This window comes from Allobranchiibius huperziae (genome assembly GCF_013410455.1).
Lineage (GTDB): Bacteria > Actinomycetota > Actinomycetes > Actinomycetales > Dermatophilaceae > Allobranchiibius > Allobranchiibius huperziae.
In genome coordinates this window covers 528,774-552,881 of sequence record NZ_JACCFW010000001.1, presented here as the reverse complement: position 1 = coordinate 552,881, position 24,108 = coordinate 528,774, and the positions used below count along the sequence as shown (strand labels likewise).

Annotated in this window: 21 protein-coding genes; 10 read left to right on the top strand and 11 right to left on the bottom strand. The window is 70.0% G+C overall.

All coding sequences use genetic code 11. The features are described 5' to 3' along the window. Positions 1-7: 7 nt before the first annotated feature. From HNR15_RS02665 to HNR15_RS02655, 3 genes are all read right to left on the bottom strand, one after another. Positions 8-1,117: a threonine aldolase family protein gene (locus tag HNR15_RS02665; protein ID WP_179478909.1), complete on the bottom strand. Its 1,110-nt coding sequence runs from the start codon at positions 1,115-1,117 to the stop codon at positions 8-10. Positions 1,118-1,199: 82 nt separating this feature from the next. Next, positions 1,200-1,889, bottom strand: coding sequence for an SDR family NAD(P)-dependent oxidoreductase (locus HNR15_RS02660; protein ID WP_179478907.1), 690 nt, complete (start codon positions 1,887-1,889; stop codon positions 1,200-1,202). After that, complete coding sequence (locus tag HNR15_RS02655; protein WP_179478905.1) at positions 1,886-4,033, bottom strand: DUF6421 family protein; 2,148 nt, start codon at positions 4,031-4,033, stop codon at positions 1,886-1,888. The genes HNR15_RS02660 and HNR15_RS02655 overlap by 4 nt, the downstream gene beginning before the upstream one ends. Before the next feature lie 119 nt (positions 4,034-4,152). Between HNR15_RS02655 and HNR15_RS02650 the strand changes: the two genes are divergently transcribed. Both HNR15_RS02650 and HNR15_RS02645 read left to right on the top strand, forming a co-directional pair. After that, on the top strand, positions 4,153-5,340 hold the full coding sequence (locus tag HNR15_RS02650) for an acyl-CoA dehydrogenase family protein (RefSeq protein WP_179478902.1): 1,188 nt from the start codon (positions 4,153-4,155) through the stop codon (positions 5,338-5,340). Next, complete coding sequence (locus tag HNR15_RS02645; protein ID WP_179478900.1) at positions 5,327-6,091, top strand: SDR family NAD(P)-dependent oxidoreductase; 765 nt, start codon at positions 5,327-5,329, stop codon at positions 6,089-6,091. Before HNR15_RS02650 ends, HNR15_RS02645 begins: the two co-directional genes overlap by 14 nt. Positions 6,092-6,094: 3 nt before the next feature. Here the strand turns inward: HNR15_RS02645 and HNR15_RS02640 are convergent, their stop codons facing one another. Both HNR15_RS02640 and HNR15_RS02635 read right to left on the bottom strand, forming a co-directional pair. Next, positions 6,095-7,009: an aldose 1-epimerase family protein gene (locus tag HNR15_RS02640; protein ID WP_179478898.1), complete on the bottom strand. Its 915-nt coding sequence runs from the start codon at positions 7,007-7,009 to the stop codon at positions 6,095-6,097. A 76-nt stretch (positions 7,010-7,085) separates the two neighbouring features. Continuing rightward, complete coding sequence (locus HNR15_RS02635) at positions 7,086-8,714, bottom strand: AMP-binding protein (protein ID WP_343048387.1); 1,629 nt, start codon at positions 8,712-8,714, stop codon at positions 7,086-7,088. A gap of 96 nt (positions 8,715-8,810) precedes the next feature. On the opposite strand from HNR15_RS02635, the gene HNR15_RS02630 reads away from it, so the two are divergent. After that, positions 8,811-11,003 carry a helicase-associated domain-containing protein gene (locus HNR15_RS02630; protein ID WP_179478896.1) on the top strand — a complete coding sequence of 731 codons (2,193 nt, stop codon included), beginning with the start codon at positions 8,811-8,813 and terminating at the stop codon, positions 11,001-11,003. A gap of 87 nt (positions 11,004-11,090) precedes the next feature. Here the strand turns inward: HNR15_RS02630 and HNR15_RS02625 are convergent, their stop codons facing one another. The 3 genes from HNR15_RS02625 to HNR15_RS02615 form a co-directional block, all read right to left on the bottom strand. Then, positions 11,091-13,046, bottom strand: a complete 1,956-nt coding sequence (locus HNR15_RS02625; protein WP_179478894.1) for a M13-type metalloendopeptidase — start codon at positions 13,044-13,046, stop codon at positions 11,091-11,093. Positions 13,047-13,160: 114 nt separating this feature from the next. Beyond that, complete coding sequence (locus tag HNR15_RS02620; protein ID WP_179478892.1) at positions 13,161-14,099, bottom strand: hydroxymethylglutaryl-CoA lyase; 939 nt, start codon at positions 14,097-14,099, stop codon at positions 13,161-13,163. Positions 14,100-14,126: 27 nt separating this feature from the next. Beyond that, the gene (locus HNR15_RS02615) at positions 14,127-14,609 is read right to left on the bottom strand and encodes a helix-turn-helix domain-containing protein (protein WP_179478890.1); all 483 of its coding nucleotides are present in this window, start codon (positions 14,607-14,609) and stop codon (positions 14,127-14,129) included. Positions 14,610-14,664: 55 nt separating this feature from the next. Here HNR15_RS02615 and HNR15_RS02610 point away from each other — a divergent pair, with 55 nt between their 5' ends. From HNR15_RS02610 to zwf, 7 genes are all read left to right on the top strand, one after another. After that, positions 14,665-15,462, top strand: a complete 798-nt coding sequence (locus tag HNR15_RS02610; RefSeq protein WP_179478888.1) for a S41 family peptidase — start codon at positions 14,665-14,667, stop codon at positions 15,460-15,462. A 42-nt stretch (positions 15,463-15,504) separates the two neighbouring features. Then, on the top strand, positions 15,505-16,209 hold the full coding sequence (locus HNR15_RS02605; protein WP_179478886.1) for an alpha/beta fold hydrolase: 705 nt from the start codon (positions 15,505-15,507) through the stop codon (positions 16,207-16,209). A gap of 49 nt (positions 16,210-16,258) precedes the next feature. Beyond that, positions 16,259-16,846, top strand: a complete 588-nt coding sequence (locus tag HNR15_RS02600; protein ID WP_179478884.1) for a hypothetical protein — start codon at positions 16,259-16,261, stop codon at positions 16,844-16,846. A gap of 82 nt (positions 16,847-16,928) precedes the next feature. Beyond that, entirely contained in the window at positions 16,929-17,672 is a 744-nt protein-coding gene (locus HNR15_RS02595) for a DUF4190 domain-containing protein (RefSeq protein WP_179478882.1), read from the top strand. Between the two features lie 88 nt (positions 17,673-17,760). Beyond that, positions 17,761-19,422 (top strand): DNA repair helicase XPB, encoded by a 1,662-nt coding sequence (locus HNR15_RS02590; protein WP_179478880.1) that lies wholly within the window; start codon positions 17,761-17,763, stop codon positions 19,420-19,422. A gap of 24 nt (positions 19,423-19,446) precedes the next feature. Further along, positions 19,447-19,695 carry a DUF2530 domain-containing protein gene (locus tag HNR15_RS02585; RefSeq protein ID WP_179478878.1) on the top strand — a complete coding sequence of 83 codons (249 nt, stop codon included), beginning with the start codon at positions 19,447-19,449 and terminating at the stop codon, positions 19,693-19,695. A gap of 60 nt (positions 19,696-19,755) precedes the next feature. Further along, on the top strand, positions 19,756-21,195 hold the full coding sequence (gene zwf, locus HNR15_RS02580; RefSeq protein ID WP_343048386.1) for a glucose-6-phosphate dehydrogenase: 1,440 nt from the start codon (positions 19,756-19,758) through the stop codon (positions 21,193-21,195). A gap of 61 nt (positions 21,196-21,256) precedes the next feature. Here the strand turns inward: zwf and HNR15_RS02575 are convergent, their stop codons facing one another. The 3 genes from HNR15_RS02575 to HNR15_RS02565 all read right to left on the bottom strand — a co-directional run bounded on the left by HNR15_RS02575 (position 21,257) and on the right by HNR15_RS02565 (position 23,866). After that, positions 21,257-22,012 (bottom strand): hypothetical protein, encoded by a 756-nt coding sequence (locus HNR15_RS02575; RefSeq protein ID WP_179478874.1) that lies wholly within the window; start codon positions 22,010-22,012, stop codon positions 21,257-21,259. 172 nt (positions 22,013-22,184) lie between these two features. After that, on the bottom strand, positions 22,185-22,937 hold the full coding sequence (locus HNR15_RS02570) for a hypothetical protein (RefSeq protein ID WP_179478872.1): 753 nt from the start codon (positions 22,935-22,937) through the stop codon (positions 22,185-22,187). A 215-nt stretch (positions 22,938-23,152) separates the two neighbouring features. Then, a complete protein-coding gene (locus HNR15_RS02565; protein ID WP_179478870.1) occupies positions 23,153-23,866 on the bottom strand; it encodes a hypothetical protein in 714 nt (237 codons plus the stop codon). Positions 23,867-24,108 lie beyond the last annotated feature (242 nt).

Here is a 24,108-nt window from a genome sequence, read left to right as displayed (position 1 = left end):
GAGCGGGTCAGTGCGCGATGCTCGTCTCGCTCGTCGCGCTCGTCATCTCGGCGCGGATCGCCGCGGCGAACGTCTCGATGTCGTCCTCCGTGGTGTCGAAGGAGCACATCCAGCGCACCTCGCCGACGCCCTCGTCCCAGAAGTAGAAGTGGAAACGCTCCATCAGCCGCTCGCTGACGTCGTGCGGCAGGATCGCGAAGACGGCGTTCGCCTGCACCGGCCGGGGCACCTGCACGCCGGGGATGTCGCGCACCCGCTCCGCGAGCAGCCGGGCCATCGCGTTGGCATGCGAGGCGTTGCGCAGGTAGAGATCGCCGGACAACAGCGCCTCGAGCTGGGTGGAGATGAAGCGCATCTTCGACGCCAGCTGCATCGACTGCTTGCGCAGGTACTTCATGCCGGTGACGACGTCCGGGTTGAGGACCAGCACGGCCTCGCCGACCATGAGTCCGTTCTTCGTGCCGCCGAACGACACGATGTCCACGCCGGTGTCGGTGATCATCTCCTTGAAGGAAACGCCCAGCGACGCGGCGGCGTTGGACAGGCGGGACCCGTCCACGTGCAGCACCCACCCGCGGGAGTGCACGTGCTCGGCGATGGCGGCGATCTCGTCAACGGCGTACGCGGTGCCCAGCTCGGTCGTCTGCGTGATGGAGACGACCTTGGTCTGCGCGTGGTGCTCGTCGTTGAGCCGGATGGCCACGGTGTCGATCAGGGCGGGGGTGAACTTGCCGTCCGGGGTGGGCACGGTCATCAGCTTCAGGCCGCCCATCCGCTCGGGCGCCGCGCACTCGTCGACGTGGATGTGCGCAGTGGAGGTGCAGATCACCGACTCCCACCGCTGCGTGACCGACTGCAGCGCAACGACATTCGCACCGGTGCCGTTGAAGACAGGGAACGCCTCGACGCGCGGGCCGAAGTGCTCGCGGAAGACCTCCTGCAGGCGAGCGGTGTAGACGTCGTCGCCGTACGACGTCTGATGGCCGCCGTTCGCGCGGATGATGGCGGCGAGCACCTCGGGATGCACCCCCGAGTAGTTGTCGCTCGCGAATCCGCGCTCGGCGCGGTCGTGCAGGATCGGCAGGCTCACGGTCGGCCACCTTTCATCGAGTGGCATACCAACTGCTCGAGTGGCATACCTGTGCGGGGTGCACCCGAAACATATGTATGCCACTCGGGGCTGGTCAGGGCGGGGGCCTTCAGAGGATCGCGCCGTTGACCTCTGCGGCCGGCGAGTCCCACAGCGAGATCAGCTGCGCCGCGACGTCGTCCACGTCCCGGTAGTTCTTGAACGCCGCGTCGGGACGCGCCTCGCGCATCGCCGGGGTGAGCAGCGCCATCACGCGTACGACGCTCGCGGCGGCCTGCGTGCCGCTGAACGAGTCGGCCACGGCGAGGGTCCACGCCTCGGAGGCGGCCTTCGCGGCGGCGTACGACGCGTTCTTGGCCCGCGGGCGCGCCACGCCGGTGGAGGAGACGATCGCGAGCCGCCCGCGGGGGCTGTCCCGGATCGGGTCATGCAGCGCCCGGGACGCATGCTGCAGAGTCTGGATCAGCGACGCGTGCAGCACGTCCCAGTCGGTGAGGTCCGAATCGACGATGCCCTTGCCGCCGCGCCACCCGCCGACCAGGTGCAGCAGCCCGTCGACCCGGCCGTACTGCTCGACCAGCTCATGGCCCCACGCCAGCGTGGCCTGCTCGTCGGCCAGGTCGACCGTGCTCGGGCTCACCGATCCCTCGGTGGCAGAGGCGAGTTCGACCAGCGCGGTCTCGTCACGGCCGGCCGCCACCACATGGGCACCGGCGCCGGCCGCGCGACGTACGACGGCCGGTCCGAGCGCACCGGTGGCGCCCGTGACCACGATCACGAGCTGGGAGAGATCCGTCATGCGACCCGCACCGCAGGTGCCGGAGCAGCACCGGCAGCGTCATCCGCGGTCGCCGCAGTGATGCCCGCGGTCGAGGCGATGACCGGTGTCATCTTCTTGCGCAGCGCCTCGTAGAAGACGTTGAGCGGGAACTCGTCGGGCTGCACGGCGTCGGTCAGCGGCTTGAGCGGACCGTCGAGCGGCAGCGCCGCGGCGCCCTTCGCCCAGGTCGAGGCCGGGTGCGGCGCGACGTACCGAGCCACGAACTCGTGCGACGCGAGCCAATGGCCGACCCGCGACCGGTCGATGCCCGCGCGGTAGAGGTGCTCGACCTCGTCGCACAGCTCGATGACCACCTCGGGCACGCGGCGCCAGTCGAAGGACAGCTTGTTGTCGGTCCAGCGAAGCGCGTCGTGCTTGTGCAGGTAGGCGAAGAGCAGCTGCCCGCCGAGCCCGTCGTAGTTGCGCACCCGGTCACCGGTGATCGGGAAGCGGAAGATGCGGTCGAAGACGATCGCGAGCTGCACCGACCGGGCGTACGGCTGACCGGCCGCCTCCAGCTTGACCGCCTGGCGGAAGGTGTTGAGGTCGCAGCGCAGCTCCTCCAGCGCGTACATCCAGAACGGCATCCGCTGCTTGATCATGAACGGGTCGAACGGCAGGTCGCCGTGGCTGTGGGTGCGGTCGTGGATCAGGTCCCACATGGCGAAGGTGCTCTGAGCCAGGTCCTGCGACGCGATGAGCCGCTCGGCGTCCGGCGGCAGCTGCAGCGACAGCAGCGCCGAGGCCTCGCGGACGACGCGGCGGAACCGCGCGCCCTCGCGGTCGCAGAAGATGCCGCCCCAGTTGAACTTCGGGATCTCGCGCACCGCGACGGTCTCGGGGAAGAGCACGGCCGAGTTGGTGTCGTAACCCGGAGTGAAGTCGATGAAGTTCATCGCAAGGAACATCGGGTTGTCGTACGACGCCTCGACCCACGCCAGCCAGTCCGGCCACGCCACCCACAGCAGGACGGCCTCGAAGACGCGGTCGGGGTTGCCGTTCTGGGTGTACATGGGGAAGAGCACGAGGTGCTCGACGCCGTCCGCGCGGTGCTGGTCCGGGCGGAACAGCATGAGGGAGTCCAGGAAGTCCGGCACGCCGAAGCCGCCGTCGACCCAGGCGTCCAGGTCGCGCGGCAGCGCCGCGAGGTAGGCGGCGTCGTGCGGGAATCGCGGCGCCAGCGCAGCGATCTCGCGCTTCATCACGTCGACCAGGTCGGCGGCGCGCGTGTGGTCGTGCGCCGCACCGTCGATGGACCCGTCCTTGGACTGCAGGAGGCGCAGCTCCTGCACCGCGTCCTTCAACCGCAGCCATTCGGCCGAGGTCTCGACGCCCGACCCCTGGTGCCGCGTCTCGTGGGTGCGCCGACCGGCCGCCCAGGTGACGGCGTTCGTCCAGAACTGCCCGTGGTCGAGCTCGCCGATCGAGTCGTCGCCCATGATGTCGGAGTCGGCGAGTACGACGACCCGGCCCGCGCCGTACGACGCGGTCACGACCAGCGCCTCCTCCGCCGGGTACGCCGTGGGGCTCGTGCGCGCGAGCACCTGCACGTCGGCGCCGGGCTCGATGTCGATGACGCCACTGCGGTAGAAGCACAGCTCGTCGACGCCGGCGAGCAGGCCCTGGCCCTTGGTGCCGGCCAGGTCGGCGAGCACCCAGGTGGCGTTGCCCAGGTGGCGGTGGCCGCCGTCGGCGGACTCGTGCACCACGGTGCTGCGGACGCTGACGCCGAAGTGCGCGAGCAGGTCGTTGACGTTGTTGCCGTGGACGTCCTGGTCGCAGTCGGCAAGGACGACCAGGCCGCCGCCGGCGCGCACGAACTGCAGGATCGCGTCCAGCTCGGACTGCTCGAAGGCCGCGGGCAGGCTGCCGGCGACCCGCTCGGAGCGTCCGTCGGCAGGGTGGGCGATGACGTAGACGTCGGCGGTGTCGAGGCTCGAGGCGCTGACCCGGCCGTCGTGCCGCGCGGCGACCTCGAAGCCGCGGGCGCGCAGCGTCGCCGCGGCGCGCTCCAGGCTGGCGTCGTCGGGGTTCGCGGGATTGATCACCGCAGCGAGCCCGCGATCCAGCGCCCAGGCACTGGAATGCTCCTGCTCGACCAGAACCTTCGGAAAGACAGCCACCACGTCTCCTTGCATCACTATTTCCTGTCGAGCGAAGGTTAGGCGAGATTATTTCCTGCCGCAAGACGGGATGTGGGGCGCGCCACACGCCGTTCCGGACGCCAATTACAGTCGGTCGCATGCCTGCCTCACGCCTGCTGCCGGATGCCGCTGGCGACGACCTGATCGAGCTGACCCGCGACCTGTGCCGCAAGGAGCTCGCGCCGCGCGTCGAGGCCGCCGAAACCAGCGGGGAGCTGCCCCGCGATGTCTTCCGCACCCTGGGCCGCAGCGGGCTGCTCGGCCTGCCCTACCCCGAGGAGCTCGGCGGCGGAGGCCAGCCGTACGAGACCTATCTGCAGGTGGTCGAGGAGATCGCGGCCACCTGGATGAGCGTCGCGGTCGGCGTCTCGGTACACGCACTGACGTGCTTCCCCCTGGTCACAGCGGGCACCGATGAGCAGCAGGCCACGTGGCTTCCGGACATGCTGGGCGGCGACCTGCTGGGTGCCTACTGCCTGTCCGAGCGCGACGCCGGCTCGGACATCGCGAGCATGCGGACGCGGGCGAAGCCGGTCGCGGACGGCTCGGCGTACATCATCCGCGGCACCAAGGCCTGGATCTCGCACGCGGGCCATGCCGACTACTACACGAGCTTCGTGCGCACTGCCGACACCGGCAGCCGCGGCCTGTCCTGCTTCCTCGTCCCTGCGGACGCGCCGGGGCTGTCGGCCGGGACGCCCGAGCGCAAGATGGGCCTGGCGAGCGACACCGTCTCGGAGATCCACTACGAGGACGTCCACGTCGACACCGGTCGCCGGATCGGCGCCGACGGTGAGGGCATGCATCTCGCACTGGCGGCGCTCGACTCCGGACGTCTCGGGATCGCGGCTGCCGCAACCGGACTGGCCCAGGCGGCACTCGACGCCGCCGTGAGCTACGCCGCCACGCGCACGCAGTTCGGGCGCACGATCGCCAGCAACCAGGGACTGCAGTTCCTGCTCGCCGACCTGCAGGCGCAGACGTATGCCGCGCGGTCGGCGTACCTGCTGGCCGCCCGGTTGAAGGACGCCGGCCGGCCGTTCTCGATGGAGGCATCGAGCGCGAAACTGATCGCCACCGACGCCGCCATGCGAGTGACGACGGACGCGATCCAGGTGCTCGGCGGCGCCGGTTACACCAGTGACTTCCCGGTCGAGCGGATGTTCCGTGACGCCAAGGTGACCCAGATCTTCGAGGGCACCAACCAGATCCAGCGCATCGTCATCGCCCGGCACCTGCTCGCGGGCACCACTCCCCCGAAAGGAACCCCCAGTGCAGATCACTGACTCCACCGTCGCCCTCGTCACCGGAGGCGGGTCCGGCCTCGGCGAGGCGACCGCGCGACGGCTGGCCGCGGACGGTGCAGCGGTCGTGATCCTCGACCTGGACCGTTCCCCCGGTGCCGAGGTGGCGGCGTCGCTCGGCGAGCGGGCCCGGTTCGTGGCCGCCGACGTGCGCGACGAGGAGCAGGTGCAGGCCGCCATCGATGCTGCACGCGAGCTCGGCGACCTGCGGATCACCGTCAACTGCGCAGGGATCGGCACGCCGGGCCGCATCGTCGGCAAGCGTGGGGTGCTCCCGCTGGAGGACTACCGCACCGTCGTCGAGATCAACCTCATCGGCACCTTCAACGTGCTACGCCTCGCGGCCGCGGCGATGCTCGACCTCGAGCCGGTCGACGGCGAGCGCGGCGTCATCACGATGACCGCGTCGGTCGCGGCGTACGACGGTCAGATCGGCCAGGCGGCGTACGCGTCGTCCAAGGGCGGCATCGTCGGGCTCACCCTGTCGGCGGCGCGCGACCTGGCCGACAAGTCCATCCGGGTCATGACGGTCGCGCCCGGCACGTTCGAGACGCCGATGCTCGCGGGGCTCCCGCAGGAGGCCATCGAGGTGCTGGAGTCGCAGATCCCGCACCCGTCGCGCCTCGGCAAGCCCGCCGAGTACGCCGCACTGGTCGCCCACATCGTCGACAACCCGATGCTCAACGGCGAGGTCGTCCGACTCGACGGCGCGCTGCGGATGCCCCCGCGCTGAGCCTCAGCCCGGGCTGATCCCCCACGACCCGGTCCAGGTCTGACCCGGCTCGAGGGTGAGCAGCCCTTCGCCGTTGTTGAAGGCGTCCGCCGGGCAGGTCATCGGTTCCAGCGCAACGCCGGTGCGACGCACCCGTCCCGGCGGGAGCGTGTCACCGGTGAAGGCCTGCGCGTACGGGAAGCGGGTCGCGTCCGCCCACAGGGTCGTCCGGGTCCCGCGGTGGTCGAGGGAGATCGTCCACCGCCCGTTGTTCGAGGTCAGGTCGGCGTAGCAGTGGTCGAGCTGGGTGGTGCCGATGGCGCGCCCGGCGCGGAAGTCGTACGGCGTCCCCTCGACCGCCGCCGACCCGATCGGGAGCAGCCGCTCGTCCACGGTGATGGTGCGCGATCCCGGCAGGGTCAGCGTCAACTCGTCGACGGTGTCCTCCCCCGCGGTCAGGTAGGGGTGGACGCCGTACCCGAACGGGGCCGGGGTGTCGCTGAGGTTGGTCGCCGCCGGCGTCACCATCAGACCGAGGGCGCTCAGCGTGTAGGCCACCTGCAGGCGCAGCGTCCAGTCCCAGCCGGGCTGCGGTCGTAGCAGGTGCTCGACCACAATGGCATCCGAGTCATGTTGCACGACAGACCAGTCGGCCCACCGGACCAGGCCGTGCGAAGCGTTCGAGCGAGCCGGTTCGGTCAGCGCCAGCTGTTGGTCCTTGCCCGCGAAGGTGTACTTCCCGTCGCGGATCCGGTTCGGCCACGGCATCAGCAGATGTCCGCGACCGGCATCGGACTTCGCGTCCTCCGGATAGCCGAAGAGCAGATCGCGGCCGTCGGCGCGGTAGGTGCGCAGCCCGCCACCGACCTGCACGATCACCGCCTCGTGGTCATCGTGCCGGATCGTCCACTGGTCCCCGCTGGGAAGCGCCGTTGCCATAGGGCAATCTCAGCACGATCCAGCATTCGGACATGCACATCGGGGCACATCCGCCCCGTCGCGCATGTCCAAAACGTCAGCGGGCGAGGATCTCGACCGCTTCCTCGCGCATCTGGACCTTGCGGATCTTGCCGGTCACGGTCATCGGGAACTCTCCGGTCACGTGCAGGTAGCGCGGGATCTTGTAGTGCGCCAGCTTGCCCCGGCAGAAGTCCTGCAGCGCGTCGATCTGCAGCTCGGGTCGGCCCGGACGCATGATGACCCACGCCATCAGCTCCTCGCCGTACCGCTCGTCGGGCACCCCGACGACCTGCACGTCTGCGATGTCGGGATGGGTGTAGAGGAACTCCTCGATCTCCCGCGGGTAGATGTTCTCGCCGCCGCGGATGACCAGGTCCTTGATGCGGCCGACGATCGCGACGTAGCCGTCGTCGTCCATGGTGGCGAGGTCGCCGGTGTGCATCCAGCGCGCCTCGTCGATGGATTCGGCGGTCTTGTCGTCCTGCTCCCAGTAGCCGCGCATCACGCTGTAGCCGCGCGTGCACAGCTCGCCGGTCTCCCCGCGTCCCACCCGCTGACCGGTCGCCGGGTCGATGATCCGCACCTCCAGGTGCGGCATCACCCGGCCCACGGTCTCCGTCCGCCGGGCCAGGTTGTCGTCCATCCGGGTCATCAGCGACACCGGCGACGTCTCGGTCATGCCGTAGGAGATCGCGACCGCCTCCATGTGCATGTCGGCGATGACCCGCTTCATCACCTCCACCGGGCACGGGGAACCCGCCATGATCCCGGTCCGTAGACTCGACAGGTCGTACGACGTGAAGTCCTCCAGCCCCAGCTCGGCCAGGAACATCGTCGGCACGCCGTAGAGCGACGTACACCGTTCCTGCTGCACAGCTTTCAGCGTCGCGGCCGGCTCGAACGACGCCGCCGGGATGACGAGGCAGGCGCCGTGCGAGGTCGCTGCCAGGTTGCCCATGACCATCCCGAAGCAGTGGTAGAACGGCACCGGCACCGCGATCCGGTCCTCGTGGGAGTAGGCGATCATCTCCCCGACGAAGAAGCCGTTGTTGAGGATGTTGTGGTGGGTGAGGGTCGCGCCCTTGGGGAAACCGGTCGTACCCGACGTGTACTGGATGTTGATCGGCTGATCGGGGTCGAGGTCGGCGGCTCGGCTCGCCAGGTCCTCGTCGCTCACCTCGCCCGCCCGCGCCAGCAGCTGCGACCAACTGTCCTCGCCGAGGTAGACCACGTCCTGCAGCTGCGGGCAGTCGCCGCGCACCTCCTCCACCATGGCGCGGTAGTCCGACGACTTGTGCGCCGTCGCGCTGACGAGGGTGCGCATGCCCGACTGGCGCAGCACGAACGCGAGCTCGTGCGAGCGGTACGCCGGGTTGACGCAGACCAGGATCGCGCCGATGGTCGCGGTGGCGTACTGCACCAGCACCCACTCCGGGACGTTCGGCGCCCAGATGCCCACCCGGTCGCCGCGTTGCACCCCGCTCGCGAGCAGCGCTCGGGACAGCCGGTCGACGTCCCGCACCAACTCGTCGTAGGTCCACCGCCGTCCGCTGGGGACGTCCACCAGCACCTCGCGCTCACCGTGGGCATCCGCCGTACGACGCAGGTTCGCGCCGATGGTGTCGCCGAGCAGGGGGACGTCGGAGGTGCCGGACGCATAGGACGGCAGAGGGACGGTGACCACGGGGAGCCTCCTGGAACGCGGGCGATGCGGTGAGAAGACCCTAGACCGGCGGGCGGGGGTTCGCGGCGTCGTTCGCCCGCGCCATACGCTCGGGTGATGACCGCCCGCAGCTTCGCCGACGACGTGCGGTCGCGCACCGATGCCCAGCTGCGCCGTCTGGTGCTTCGCCGCCCCGACCTGGCCCGGCCCGCCCCGGCGGATCTGACCGGCCTCGCCGCGCGCGCGGCGACCCGGCCGAGCGTGCAACGCGCGATCGAGGCCCTCGAGGCCGACACGCTACGGGTGCTGGAAGCGGTCCTGGTCGCCGACGACAAGAGCGCGGCCGGACTGCTCGGCGTCGCCCAGAAGACCGTCGCCCCGCAGCTGCGCTCGCTGCAGGAGCTCGGCCTGCTCTGGCGCTCGTCGACCGGTCTCACCCCGGCCCGTGCAGTCGCCGAGGTGCTTCCCGAGCCGGCCCACCTCGGACCGACGGCCCGCGAGCTCGGTGTGCGGCCGCCGGCCGACATCGCCGCCACGATCGAACAGTGCTCCGACGCGACCCGAGGCGCGCTGGGTCGCCTGCGGTGGGCCGGTCCGCGGGTGACGTTCTCCAGCAACGGCGCCCGCGCGGTGCGGGATGAGCTGCTCGAGGCGTCGCTCGCAGCCTCCGTGGCGGAGGACACCGCTGTTCTGCCCCGCGAGGTCGGCCTCGCACTGCGCGACGGTCGACTCTACGAAGACGCGCTCTCACGTCCGGATGCCGCCTCGGCGGCGCTCGACCCGGCCGCGGTCGATGCCGCCGGCGGCAGCGCAGCCTACGACCTGCTCGTCCGGGTCGAGGAGCTGGCCGACCTGTGGAGCAGCGAACGGCCACGGGTGCTGCGCTCGGGTGGCCTGGGCGTGAAGGACCACCGTGCGGCCACGACCGCGCTGGAGGTCTCACCCGAGATCGCGGCGTTCGTCATCGAGATCGCCGCGGCCAGTGGTCTGGTCGGCCGGACCGTCGACGCCGTGCCCGTCTTCCTTCCCACGGCCGAGTACGACGAGTGGCTGGACGCCGAGCCCGCCCACCGGTGGAGGCTGCTCGCGCAGACGTGGTGGACGACGCTGCGCGCGCCGAGCCTGTGCACCGACGCCGACCAGCCGGGCGGTCCGCTGAACGTGCTCGCGCCCGAGGCGACCTGGCCGCTGCTGCGGACCCGCCGGCACGAGGTGCTCGGCGTCCTTGCCGCACTCAAGCCGGGCCGGCCCGCGACGCTCGAGGAGGTGGGCGAGTTGCTGCGCTGGCACCTGCCGATGCGGCTCCCGCGCAGCGCTCCGACCCGCGCCGCGATCGTGCTGAGGGAGGCCGAATGGCTCGGCCTGGTAGCAACGGGTGCCGTGACGAGTGCGGGCCGCGCGCTCGTCGGCGGCACCGAACCGGCGCCCGCGCTGCCGACGCCGATCGACGAACTCCTGGTGCAGGCCGACCTGACCGCGGTGGCGCCCGGCGCGTTGAGCGACGACCTGCGCCGCTTCATGCACCGCGCAGCGGAGGTCGAATCACGGGGTGCTGCAACGGTCTACCGCTTCACGCCCACCTCCGTCCGCACGGTGCTCGACGGGGGCGCCGACGCCGACGACGTCCTGGAACGCCTGCGCGGCGCCAGTCGCACCCCGCTGCCCCAACCGCTGGAGTATCTGGTCGGAGACGTCGCCCGCCGGCACGGACAGACCCGGATCGGAGCCGCCGGCTGCTATTTGCGCAGCGACGACGAGGCATCGCTGCAGGCGATCCTCGGCGACCGCTCGCTCGCCCCGTTGCAACTGCGCCGCATCGCGCCGACCGTGCTGGTCTCCCCCGCGCCTGCGACGACCGTGCTGGAGATGCTGCGGGACCATCGGCACACGCCGGTCGCGGAGAGCGCGACCGGCACGGTCGTCGGCACCGGCCCGGGCAAGGACCGCGCTCCGACGCCACGCGCGCCGCAGGCCGTGCAGGTCTCCCTGGTCGACGAACCCCTGGCGGAGCGACTGGTCGCCGCCATGCGTGCCGGCGAGCGCGACCGCCCGGAGCCTGCCGCAGGTCCGCGTATCCCGTCGACCGAGCCGAGCGTGACCCGGTCGCTGCTGCAGGAGGCCGTCGGCAGCAGCGCGCGGGTGTGGATCGGGTATGCCGAGCCGTCCGGTGAGCTGCGTCGCGGTCTCTTCCGGCCGCGCCGGATCGAGGGCGGCCGGGTGTCCGGCCTGATCAGCCCGAACGAGCAGGATCCGGAGCATCCGCGGACGTTCTCGATCCACCGCATCACCGGCATCGTCGAGGTCGCCTGAGCGATCCGTCCCCGTCGAGGGGTGCAGAAACGCACGAGGGGTGGTGACATGTCCCCACCCCTCGGCTCGTTCCCTGCCCCTCGATGATCAGAAGATGCGGACCCGCCGGTCCTCCGGCAGCCACATGCCGTCGTCCTCGGAGACGCCGAACGCCTCGTGGAACTCGACCAGGTTGCGGGCGATGTTGGCCCGGCAGTTCGCGGGGGCGTGCGGGTCGATCGCGAGCAGTCGCACGGCCTCCTCGCCGCGGGCCTTGGCGCACCAGATCTGCGCCCAGCCGACGAAGAACCGCTGGTCGCCCGTCAGCCCGTCGAGCTCCGGTGACGGTGCCTTCTCGGTAGCGATCCGGTGGGCCTTGAAGCCGATGGTCAGGCCGCCGAGGTCGCCGATGTTCTCCCCGACGGTCAGGCCGCCGTTGACCTTCGACCCGGGCGCGTCCGCGGGCTCCTGGTCGTCGAACTGCTCGATGAGGGCCTTCGCGAGGGCGTCGAACCGGGACCGGTCCTCTTCGGTCCACCAGTCCTCCAGCCGACCGTCCCCGTCGTACCGCGAGCCCTGGTCGTCGAAGCCGTGCCCGATCTCGTGGCCGATGACCGCGCCGATGCCGCCGTAATTGACCGCGTCGTCGGCATCCACGTCGAAGAACGGCGGCTGCAGGATCGCGGCGGGAAAGACGATCTCGTTCATCGTCGGGTGGTAGTACGCGTTGACCGTCTGCGGGGTCATCAGCCACTCGTCGCGGTCGATCGGTCCGCCGAGCTTGGCCAGCTCACGATCGGACTCGAACTGTGCCGACCGCACCACGTTGCCGAGCAGGTCGTCCGCGTCGATCTCCAAAGCGCTGTAGTCGCGCCACTTGTCGGGGTAACCGATCTTCGGGGTGAAGTTCGCGAGCTTCTCCAGGGCCTTGGCCCGGGTCTGCTCACCCATCCAGGGCAGCGTCTGGAAATCGCGCCGGTAGGCCTCGATGAGGTTGTCGACCAGCTGCACCATCCGCTCCTTGGCGTGCGGCGGGAAGTGCTTCTCGACGTAGAGCTGCCCGGCGACCTCGCCGAGCGCGCCCTCCACCAGGGCGACCCCACGCTTCCACCGCTCACGCAGCTCCGGCACCCCGGACAGCGCCTTGCCGTAGAAGGCGAAGTTCTCATCGACCAGAGGCGAGCTGAGGTAGGGCGCGCGCGCACTGATCGTGTGCCACAGCAGCCAGGACTTCCAGTCCTCCAGCGGCAGCTCACGCAGGGTGTCCGAGAGGCCGCTGAAGAACGACGGCTCCCCCAGGACGATCTGGGCGAACGCGCGTTCGGGGGCTTGCAGGCCCGACGTCCAAGCGTCCCAGTCGAATTCGGGCGCCAGCTCACGCAGGCCTGCCGCGTCGAACTTGTTGTAGGTCTTGACCGCGTCGCGGGTGGCGACGACGTCCCAGTGGTGGGAGGCGAGGCGGGTCTCCAGCTCCAGCACGGCCTGCGCACGCCGCTCACCTTCGTCGATGCCGGCGTGCCCGAACATCGCCGCGATGTGCGCGACGTACGTGCCTCGGATCTCGGCGTACTTCTCCTCGCGGTAGTAGGACTCGTCGGGCAGCCCGAGGCCCGCCTGCTCGAGGTAGACCACGTAGCTGTCGGGGTCCTTGGCGTCCGCACTGACGTACGCCGCCACCGCGTTCGGGATGCCCGCGCGGGCCAGCACGCCGAGTTGGCTGCACAGCTGCTCCACCGTCGCGACGGCGGTGATCGCGTCGAGCGTCGGCACGAGCGGGGCCACTCCGAGGGAGTCGATGTGCTCCACGTCCATGAACGAGGTGTAGAGGTCGCCGACCTTGCGACCGGGGGTGCCGGGCGCGTCCTGCGAGGCTGCCGCCTGCTGCACGATCTCGCGCATGCTCGCCTCGGACGCCTCGCGCAGCCGGTCGAACGAGCCGTAGCGCGCCCGGTCGCCGGGAATCTGGGTCTCACGCACCCAGACGCTGTTGACGTACCCGAACAGGTCGTCCTGCGCCCGGATGTCCGGATCGAAGGTTGCGGTGATGCCCGATGTCTGCCCCACGAAGAATCCTGTCCGCTGCGTCGACTGCGGGTGCCTCACGCGAGCGCGACGGGCGCGGTGCTGCTCCCCCGTGGCGCGCGAGGACCCGACGTTGGTCTGGTCTCCTGCATCCTGTCACTGACCACTGTCACCAAGGGCGCGCACGACCCTCGACGGGGACGGGCGGCCGAGCTGCCCGGCCATCCAGACGCTCGTGGCGACCAGCTCGGTCAGGTCCACTCCGGTCTCGATCCCGAGCCCGCGGCAGGCCCACACCAGGTCCTCGGTGGCGAGGTTGCCGGTCGCGCTCTTGGCGTACGGGCACCCACCGAGACCGCCGGCGGAGGCGTCGACCGTGCGCACCCCCTTCGCGAGCGCGGCCAGGGTGTTGGCCAGGGCCTGGCCGTAGGTGTCGTGGAAGTGCACGCCGAGTGTCGCCGGCGCGATCCCCTTCTCCCCCAACGCATCCAGCAGCCGTACGACGTGACCGGGCGTGCCGGTGCCGATGGTGTCGCCCAGGCAGAGTTGATCGGCGCCGAGCGCCAGCATCGCCTCGCAGACCGTCACCACCTGATCGATCGGGACCGCGCCCTCCCAGGGGTCGCCGAAGCACATCGAGACGTACGCGCGCACCCACAGCCCTGCGGCCTTCGCGCGTTCGACGACGGGAGCGAACATCCGCAGGGACTCCTCGACGCTGCGGTTGAGATTTTTCTGCGCGAAGGTCTCGGTCGCCGACCCGAAAACGGCCACCGCTCCCACGCCTGCTGCGAGCGCCGCGTCCAGGCCCCGCTCGTTCGGCACGAGCACCGGCCGGTCGGCACCGCGGCCGAGCTCGCCCAACTGCTCCAGCAGCTGCGGCGCGTCGCCCATCTGCGGCACCCACGCGGCCGGCACGAAGGACGTCGTCTCGATGGTCTGCAGGCCGGTCGCGACCAGGCGTCGTACGAACTGCGCCTTCACGTCCGTGGAAAGGATCGTCTTCTCGTTCTGCAGTCCGTCGCGCGGACCGACCTCGTAGATCGTGATCCGGTCCGGCATGACGGAGGACGGCTCGACCTGGGGAAGGCTCATCCCGTCATGTTGCCATCACGCCGCACGTCAGCCGCGAGCGACGGCGACGAAGACGTTCACGAGAGATCCGGAGTCGTCGGCGGGCAGGCCCGCGACCCATCGTTCGAGGTGCGCGGTCAGTTCGCGGGTCTGGACGGGCGTCAGACGCACGGCGCGCAGGAACGCGAAGGACTGCGGATCCGCATCCAGTCCGGCCCGGACCGCGCCGAGCATGCCGGTCGTCGCGTCACGGTCGTGGAAGTGCAGCGATCGACCGGCGCGCGCGTAGAGCGTCCCGGTGCCGCCACGGCCGGTCCGTGTGCCGACACGCCTCACGAGGCCGGCGTCCACCAGCACCTTGACGTGGTGGGCGACGTTGCCCTTGTTCATGGCCAGCTCGCGCGAGAGGGCGCTGACCGTCATGGGTTCGATGCCGAGGGCCAGGGTGATGCGGTGCCGTGACGGGTGCCGCATCGCCTCGTGCTGTTGGGGCGTCGACACGTTCAAGGCATCCGGTACGTCAGTGCTCACCCCCGAAGCGTCAACTGGACTGGCGTGAGCGTCAAGAGCCTTCGATCCTGTGCCGATGACGATCTTCGATGAGATGGCAGACCTGGTCGAGCACCACTACGTTCTCGAGGCCGATGCGGCCCGATACGCAGGACTCCTGCGTCAGCACTCGGCCGAGCTCGCGGCGCTCGTACCGGACCGCGATGCCGTCAACGCCCGCATCCACCAGTTGATCCCCGACCGGCACCTCAGTCTGCGGGCCGCGACCGTGCAGGCACCGGCACCGCGCCCTCCGGCCGCGGGGATCGCCGGGGTGCAGCGTCGCCTCGATGGCATCGCCGTCGTCACGATCAGCCCGTACCTGGACGACGCGGATCGCGCTGAGACCTGCATCGACGCGATGTGCGCGTTGGTCGCCGGCGCGGAGCGGCTCGTCATCGACCTGCGGGCCTGCGGTGGAGGTGACACCGACACGATCGCGATGATCCACGGCTGGCTGCTGGGCGCGGAGCCGGTCCTGCTGGGCTGGTTCGAGCATCGCCACCAGCCGACCGTCGACTACCTCAGCAGGCCGCGGACCCTTGCGTACGACGGCCCGGTGGACATCCTGACCTCCCACCGCACGTTCTCCGGTGGCGAGGACCTGGCCTACGTCCTGCAGGCGAACGGGCGTGCCCGCGTGATCGGTGAGAGGACGGGCGGCGGCGCGCACCCGGTCGAACGCTTCACGCTGGCCGACGGGCTCATCTGTCAGATCCCCGTGGCGCGCTCAGTCATCGCCCGTACGGGCGGGAACTGGGAAGGCGTCGGAGTCGCCCCCGACGTCCCCTGCGCGGCCGACGAGGCACTGCAGGTCGCTGGGGCCGCAGGGTGATGGTCGAAGGGGTGGCGCCTGTCTGACAGAGTCGGCGACATCATGGGGAACCCACTGGTCGTCTTCGTACCCGGCCTCGGTCTGGACGAACTGGAGTGGGAGCGGGTACGCGCCCGTCTCGATCGGGACAGCGTCGTGGTGGTGCTACCGACGATGGGGCAGCCGGCTCCCCGCGGTCTCGACCTGCGGGTCGAGGCCCAGGCGGCACTGCTCGCGCGGCGCCTGCCCCGGAACGCTCCGCTGATCCTGGTCGCGCACTCCGCGAGTTGCCCGATCGCTGCCGACCTCGCCTCCCGGTCAGGCGATGTGGTCGGCCTGGTCCTCGTAGGACCGGTGACCGATCCCGCTGCCGCGTCGTGGCCGCGGTTGTTGGTGCAGTGGGCTCGTACGGCGGTCCGGGAACCGTGGTGGCAGCTGCCCGCGCTGTTCCGGCAGTGGGCGCGCACGGGGCCGGGGAGCATGATCCGCGGCATGAACGCCGTACGCCCCTTCCGCACCGATCACGCCCTCCGCTCGGTGCAGGCACCGGTGGCGATCGTGCGGGGAGAGCGGGACCAGATCGCGGCGAAGGAGTGGTCGGCCACGGTGCAGAGCGCATCGGGCGGCCACCTGAGCACTGTTCGAGGCGCCGCGCACATGGTGCCCACGACCCATCCCGACGCCGTGGTCGACGCCGCCCACCACGTTCTCGCCGCCGTCACAGCCGCCGAGCGCCTCCGCGACGATGAACCCCAGCTGCCCATCTGACGTCACCAGCCCAGGCGTAACGCCGCTCGCCGCATGACATCGTCGAATCGTGCTGTTGCTGGTGACCGGATCGAGTTGCTCGGGCAAGACCACGGCCGCGCGGCTCTGTGCCGACCTGCCGCACCTGGCCGTGCACGACAGCGACGAACACGGCGTACCGAGCGACGCGGACACCGCCTGGCGCCAGCGCGACCTGCGTCGCTGGGTGCAGGAGGCGACCCGGCTCGAGCGGACGGGCACCGACCTGCTGCTCACGGGTCAGTCCCCCATCGGCGAACTCCTGGCTGTGCCCGAGGCCGACCGACTGGCCACCGCGGTGCTCCTGATGGATGTCGAAGACCGCACCCGATGGCGCCGCCTGGAGGAGCGCGATCCGGGGAAGTGGTCCAGGGAGGAGAAGCGCGCCTTCGTCGGGTGGGCGCGGTGGCATCGTGCGCACGCCGTCGACGCGGCGTTCCACCCCGAGGTCCTCACCGAGGGCGCCGCAGCCGGGATGCGCTGGGACCGGTGGCTGCCGGGTGCCGGGACGGGTCCCTCGTGGATGGTCGAGGTGATCGACACCACGGAACAGGACGTCACGACCACCGCAGCCGCACTGCGGGACTGGGTCACGCTCCAGCGCTCCCAGAACGGTTGACCTCGGCGCCACCGGCTCGCATCCCGTTGCGGCCCTGCCTTCGTGCGATGCTTGCCGCTCACGCCAGCACCGGGAGATCACGATGAGCAACCAGCCGCCCTACGACGGCTCGCAGAACCCCATCCACGAGCAGCCGACACAGGGCGTGCCGCACGTGGAGGAGCAGGGGCAGGGAGACGACTCGGGGAGCACCCAGAGCGGCAACGGCTGGTCAGCGCCGCCCTCCGCCGCCCCGTACGGCGAATCGTCCGGATCGTCCTACGGACAGTCCACGCCGCAGTACGGCAGCGCGCCCCAGTACGGGCAGGCCCCGCCCCCTCAGTACGGCGAGCCGACGCCGCAGTACGGCAGCGCGCCCCAGTACGGCCAATCGGCGCCGCAGTACGGCAGCGCTCCGCAGTACGGCCAGTCGGCGCCCTACGGCCAGACGGAGAAGGACCCGTACGGCGCGCCGCAGGGCGGGTACGACGCGTACGGCCAGGGTGGTTACGGACAGCAGGGCTACTACTCCCCACCCGCCACCCAGGGCAACGGCAGCAACACCTCGGCGATCGTGTTGACGGTCGTGTCGGGGCTGTCGATCTTCCTGTGCTGCGGGGCCGGCGTTCCCTCGCTGATCCTGGGCATCATCGCGCTCACCAAGCAATCCAACGACCCGGGCGGCGCGGCTCGGCTCGCGAAGATCGGGTGGATCGTCTTCGGCGTCCTCGTCGCGCTCGCGGTCATCGCTCTGATCGTGCTCTTCGCCGTGGGTGAGTTCGGGAGCCACTCCAGCAGTTACAACGACGACTACGGGAACTCTCCCAGCTACAGCTCGACGTTCTGACCTCGCAGACAGTTCCCAACGGGCGGCGCCGGAAGATCGGCGCCGCCCGATGCGTTGTACGGGCGAACCCCGAGGCGAAAGAGCAGGTATGACCGACGGACCCCTGATCGTGCAGAGCGACAAGACGGTGCTGCTGGAGGTCGACCACCCCGACGCGACGTCGGCCCGCCGGGCGATCGCCCCCTTCGCAGAGCTCGAACGCGCACCCGAGCACATCCACACCTACCGGGTCACCCCGCTCGGGCTGTGGAACGCGCGTGCGGCCGGGCACGATGCCGAGCAGGTCGTCGACGCCCTGGTCCGCTTCAGCCGCTACCCCGTGCCCAACGCCCTGCTGATCGACATCGCCGAGACGATGGACCGGTACGGCCGCCTCGTGCTGGAGAAGCGCGAGCACGACCAGCTGGTGCTGACCTCCACGGACAAACCGGTGCTCGAGGAGGTGCTGCGGCACAAGAAGATCGCGCCCATGGTCGGCGCGCGGCTCGACGACCTCACCGTGGCGGTGCATCCCAGCGAGCGCGGCGCGATCAAGCAGCAGCTCATCAAGGTGGGCTGGCCCGCCGAGGACCGCGCCGGGTACGTCGACGGTGAGGCCCACGAGATCTCCCTCGACACGACCGAGTGGTCGCTGCGGCCCTATCAGGAGCAGGCCGTCGACGGGTTCTGGCACGGCGGGTCCGGCGTCGTCGTGCTTCCCTGCGGCGCCGGCAAGACGCTGGTGGGCGCGGGCGCGATGGCACGCGCCAAGGCCACCACGTTGATCCTGGTGACCAACACGGTCTCGGCCCGGCAGTGGCGCGAGGAACTGCTGAAGCGCACCTCACTGACCGAGGACGAGATCGGCGAGTACAGCGGCGCACGCAAGGAGATCCGCCCGGTCACCATCGCGACGTACCAGGTGCTCACGCACAAGCGGAAGGGCGTCTTCCCGCACCTGGAGCTGCTCGACGCCCGCGACTGGGGCCTCGTCCTCTACGACGAGGTCCACCTGCTGCCGGCCCCGATCTTCCGGATGACCGCCGACCTGCAGGCCCGGCGTCGCCTCGGTCTGACCGCGACCCTCGTACGCGAGGACGGCCGTGAGTCCGACGTCTTCAGCCTCATCGGGCCGAAGCGCTTCGACGCGCCGTGGAAGGACATCGAGAACCAGGGCTACATCGCCCCCGCCGACTGCGTCGAGGTGCGGGTCACCCTGCCCGAGCACGATCGTCTGGTCTACGCCACGACCGAGCCCGAGGACCGCTACCGCTTCGCGTCCTGCTCGGAGGTCAAGAACCCGGTCGTTGAGCAGCTGGTCGCCCGGCACGCCGGCGCGCCCACCCTGGTGATCGGCCAGTACCTCGACCAGCTCGACACTCTCGCCGGCCGGTTGAACGCCGACATCATCACCGGCGAGACGACGGTCGCCGTACGCCAGAAGCTCTTCCAGCAGTTCCGCGACGGCGAGATCACCCTGCTGGTGGTGAGCAAGGTGGCGAACTTCTCCATCGACCTGCCGGAGGCGAGCGTCGCGATCCAGGTGTCCGGCACCTTCGGGTCACGCCAGGAGGAGGCGCAACGCCTCGGGCGCGTGCTGCGCCCCAAGCGCGACCACGGCACCGCGCACTTCTACACGGTCGTCGCCCGCGACACCGTCGACGCGGAGTTCGCGGCGCACCGCCAGCGGTTCCTCGCCGAGCAGGGCTACGCCTACCGGATCGTCGACGCCGAGGACCTCGGGGACACTGCTCCGTCCGGTGCGCGCTGACCGGGCGCCGCTAGGCTGGCATCCGTGAGCCAGGACGTGGGCCGGGAGCCCGGGCAGGATGCGCAGATCGAGCCGCTGCAGGTCGACACCCCGCACATCATCATCGTCGGTCTGGTGCTGTGGGCGATCGCGCTCGTGGCCACGCTCGCCGTGCCGGCTCTGCACAGCGGCGACCGTCACTGGTGGCCGTGGGCAGCGTTGTCCGGCCTCCTCCTCGGCGCGCTGGGGCTTGCCTACGTACGACGCGGGCGCGGCAACGCGAGCGCGGCATGATCCGGCGAAACTCCTTCTCCCGAGAGGCTGCCCATGGTTTCCGAGACGTCCACTGACAACGTGGCCGACCGCACGGCAACCGTCGTGCTCTTCGGCGCCACCGGCGATCTGGCCAAGCGCAAACTCCTCCCGGGCCTGCTGCACCTCTTCCACTCCCGGCTGCTCGGCGACATCCGGCTCGTCGCCACGTCGCTGGAGGAGATGACTCGCGAGGAGTTCATCGACCTCGCGTCGCGCTCCATCGACGAGTTCTCGGTGCACAACCGCGACGACAAGGTCTGGCAGGCCTTCGCCAAGCGCGTCTACTACGTGCCCGGGTCGGCGGGTCCGCAGGGACTGGCCAAGACCGTGGCCGAAGCGGAGGCCGAGGTCACCGGCACCCTCCCGCCGCAGCGCCTGCACTACCTGAGCGTGCCGCCGAAGGCGGCGCTGGCGGTGACCCGCACGCTCGCCGAGGCGGGGTTGGCCGAGGGCAGCCGGATCGTCATGGAGAAGCCGTTCGGCACCGATCTCGCGAGCGCCGTGGCGCTCAACGCCGCGGTCCACGAGTTCTTCGACGAGGACCAGGTCTTCCGCATCGACCACTTCCTCGGCAAGGAGGCGGCGCTCAACATCCTGGCGTTCCGCTTCGCCAACGGACTCTTCGAGCCGATCTGGCACCGCAACAACATCGAGCACATCCAGATCGACGTGCCGGAGACCCTCGGCCTGGAACAGCGGGCGTCCTTCTACGAGGGCACGGGCGCCTACCGGGACATGGTCGTGACCCACCTCTTCCAGGTGCTGGCGTTCACCGCCATGGAGCCGCCGACCGCGCTACTGCCCCAGGCGATCACCGAGGAGAAGAACAAGGTCTTCCGGTCGATGCAGCCGATCAACCCCAACGACGTCGTACGAGGCCAGTACCAGGGCTACCGCGACGAGAAGGGCGTCGCTCCGGAGTCGGAGACCGAGACGTTCATCGCCCTGAAGGCCTACATCGACAACTGGCGGTGGGCCGGCGTCCCGTTCTATCTGCGCACCGGCAAGAAGCTGTCCGAGGGCCAGCGGATCATCTCGGTCGCGTTCAAGGAGCCGCCGAAGTCGATGTTCCCGCCCGGTTCCGGTGTCGGACAGAACGGCCCGGACCACCTGACGTTCGACCTCGCGGACAAGGCCAAGCTCTCGCTGTCGTTCTACGGCAAGCGGCCCGGACCCGGCTTCCGCCTCGACAAGCTCTCGATGCAGTTCGCCTACCAGGACACCAGCTGGGCCGGGTCGGTGCTGGAGGCCTACGAGCGGCTCATCTACGACGCGATCCGAGGTGACCACACGCTGTTCACCTCGGCCGAGGGCATCGAGCGGCTGTGGGAGATCTCCGAACCGCTGCTCGACAACCCGCCGCCGGTGCGGCCCTACGCGCTCGGCTCATGGGGTCCGAATCAGATCCACCAGCTCATCGCCCCGCGAGCCTGGCGGCTTCCCTTCGAGCGCAAATGGCGTGCGCCTGCTCGCGATTGAGCTGCGCACACGAGGAACGGCCGGTCGGGGATCACCCCGACCGGCCGTTCTCATCTGCCGGTCAGTGGCGGACGCGCCACGCGTGCGTGTGCGCCTGGTGGGCGTCCTGCGCCAAGGGGTAGTCGTAGCCCAACGCGTCGAGCATCGGCTGCGGTTGCGGCGCCTCGCTGGTCGGGAGCGGCTTGTCGCTCAGCAGTCCGGCGGTGGCGGTCGTCGCCGCGTAGTCGACGTAGTAGCTGATGGTGCCGTTGTCGACCTCGCAGGCGGTGTCCGCGGCGACGGTACGGGCGTGCGGGTTCACCTTGACCAGGTTGACGAAGTAGTTCAGGTACTTGTCGCAGGTCGCCACGTCGGTGGACGACGCGGGCTTGCTGACGGAATGCTCGTAGGCCCAGACGTTCTCGGAATCGACCGTCTTCACGCCGTTGAGCAGGTCGGACAGCCGGTTGGAGGTGTCGACGTAGATGTCGGTGGAGGCGACCGGGTTGCCCGTCTTCGACGTGTACGCAGTGAGATAGGTCCACTGCGCGCCGCGTACGGGATAGCAGTTGAAGCGCAGCTCCGGACCCTGGAAATCCGAGTCCTGGGTGCCCGGCAGGAGGGTCGCGGTCGCGGAAGCCTTGGTGACCTGGCCGACCTCCCACTTGGCGTGCGACTCGCAGTCGCTGCGCGACCAGAAGTGCGCCTGGCGGCTGGTGCCGTGCAGGAAGATCGAGCCCGCAGGGTGGGCGGCAGCGTGGGCGGGTGCGGCCGCCAGGGTGATGCCGGTACCGGCGAGCGCGGCCGCACCTGCGACCGCCGCGAGCGTCTTCAGCATGAGGTGATCCTTATCGGGAGACGGCGTGAGCGACCGCTCACGATCGGATCATAGGAGTCGCGCACGGCTCGGTGGCCACGTTGACACGGTTGTTCACCTGCTTCTCGCCGGACGTTCGCGGCGTACGGCGGGTGCCCGGAGCTCATGGCCTCGGACACCCGCCGTCGACGTGCTACTTGTGCGTGTACCAGGCGTGCGCCCGCGCCTGCACCGCGTCGCCGAGGTCCTGCCCGTAGTCGTAGCCGAGGACGTCCAACATCGGGATGCCCCGGATGCCGAACGCCTGGTCACCGCGCAGTCCGGCGGTCTTCGTGGTCGAGAAGTAGACGACGCCGTAGCCGAAGCCGCTGTCGTCCCTTGTACACGAGTTGTCCGAGAAGGCCAGCCGCGCATGCGGGTTGGTCGTCACGAGGTTCTGGAACCACTTGAGCCATCCGTTGCAGGTCGACGCGCTGGTCGACCCGGCCGGCTTGCGCACCTCGTGGTCGAAGAGCCACACGTTCTCGCCGTCGGGCAGCGTGCTCGCGGTCCCCTGGTCGCGGTGCGCCGTGTCGACGTACCGGTCGCTGCTCGCCACCGGGTTGCCCGTCGCGGACTTGTACGCGATCAGGTAGCTCCACTGCGCGCCCTGCACCGGGTAGCAGGTGAACCGCAGCTCCTGTCCGTGGCTGGTCGGGTCCGGGACTGCCGGGAGCAGCGCCGCTGCCGATCCGGCCTTCTTGACCTGCCCGACCTCCCACGCAGCGTGTGAGTTGCAGTCGCTGCGCGACCAGAAGTGCGCCGCCGGGCTCGAGCCGTGGAAGTAGATCGATCCCTTGGCATGAGCGGCGGCGGGTGCCGCGGCGTACGCCGGCGTGGCCGACACGGCGATGCCGGTGCCGGCAAGCGCAGTGGCCCCGGCCACCGCGGCGAGCGTCTTGAGCATGTGTGAGCTCTTTCCCCTATGAGTGAGCCGTCGGCGACCGCCGACGGGCTCCCAGATCATAGGGTTCTCACAGGATCGAGTGGTCGAAAGTGGACGACCCCAGATGCACGTCCGCGAACGCTCGGATGTCCACCGGTCTTGCTGGCCATGCGGTCCTCGGACGTACGAGAGGTGGCCGGGAGAACACCCCCGGCCACCCCACGCGTGCAGTCCTGTCAGCGGACGTTGTACCCCAGCGACGCGAGCATCGAGGGGTTGTCGAACTGGATCGCCCGGTCACCGGCCAGGCCGATGTTCTCCGACGTCCCGAGATAGTCCACCTCGTAGCCGATGTAGCCCGGCAGAAGCTGGTCCTGGGTCGAGCAGGTCTTGCTCGCGTAGCTCAGATGCGCATTCGGGTTTGCCAGAACCGCGTTCGCCGACCAGTTCAACTTGTTGTTGCACGCCTGCAGAGAGGTGGTCTTGGTCGAGAACGCGACCTTGTGCGCGTAGCCGTAGACCGAGTCGTGGTCGGGATTGACGGCCGGCGGGTGGCTCTGCCCTGGGTCCACCTTGACGTCCACCGGGGACAGCAGCGGCTTGCCGGTCACCGAGCGATAGGCCACGACGTAGCTCCACTCGCCGCTGTAACCCGGGTAGTCGCGGTTGACGATCGGGTAGCACTCCGTCGGAGCGGAGGTGCGCGAATACCCCAGGCTCGGCAGCAACGTCATCCCGCTGCCGGCCTTGGAGACCTGATCGACGGCCCACTGCGCGTGGCTGTCGCACACGGCGCGCGAGTCGAAGTGGGCGAGGTAACGCAGACCGTGCACGAAGACCGGTCCCCCAGCGCTCGACGTCGACGCCGAGGCGTGCGCCGCGCTGGTACCGAGCAGTGCGGACGTGGCGACCAAGCCCACACCGGCCAACGCGACATACTTCTTGAACATGGCTGAATCCTTTTGCTGAGGGTGTGAGCGCGGGCCCTCACCAGCTGTTGAGGCCGGCGACTGCCGGCACGCGGATCGTCGGGTTCAGCGGTGTGTAGGACCCATCCATCTCAGACCTAACTTTCGCTGATTTTTAGACCTAGGACCCGGCCTAGCACCCCCGTCGCGGACCCCGTCATCGATCAAGGTCAGTCGGCGATCCACCGTCGGCTCGTGATGTCCGCTCTGGGTGTGGACGACCT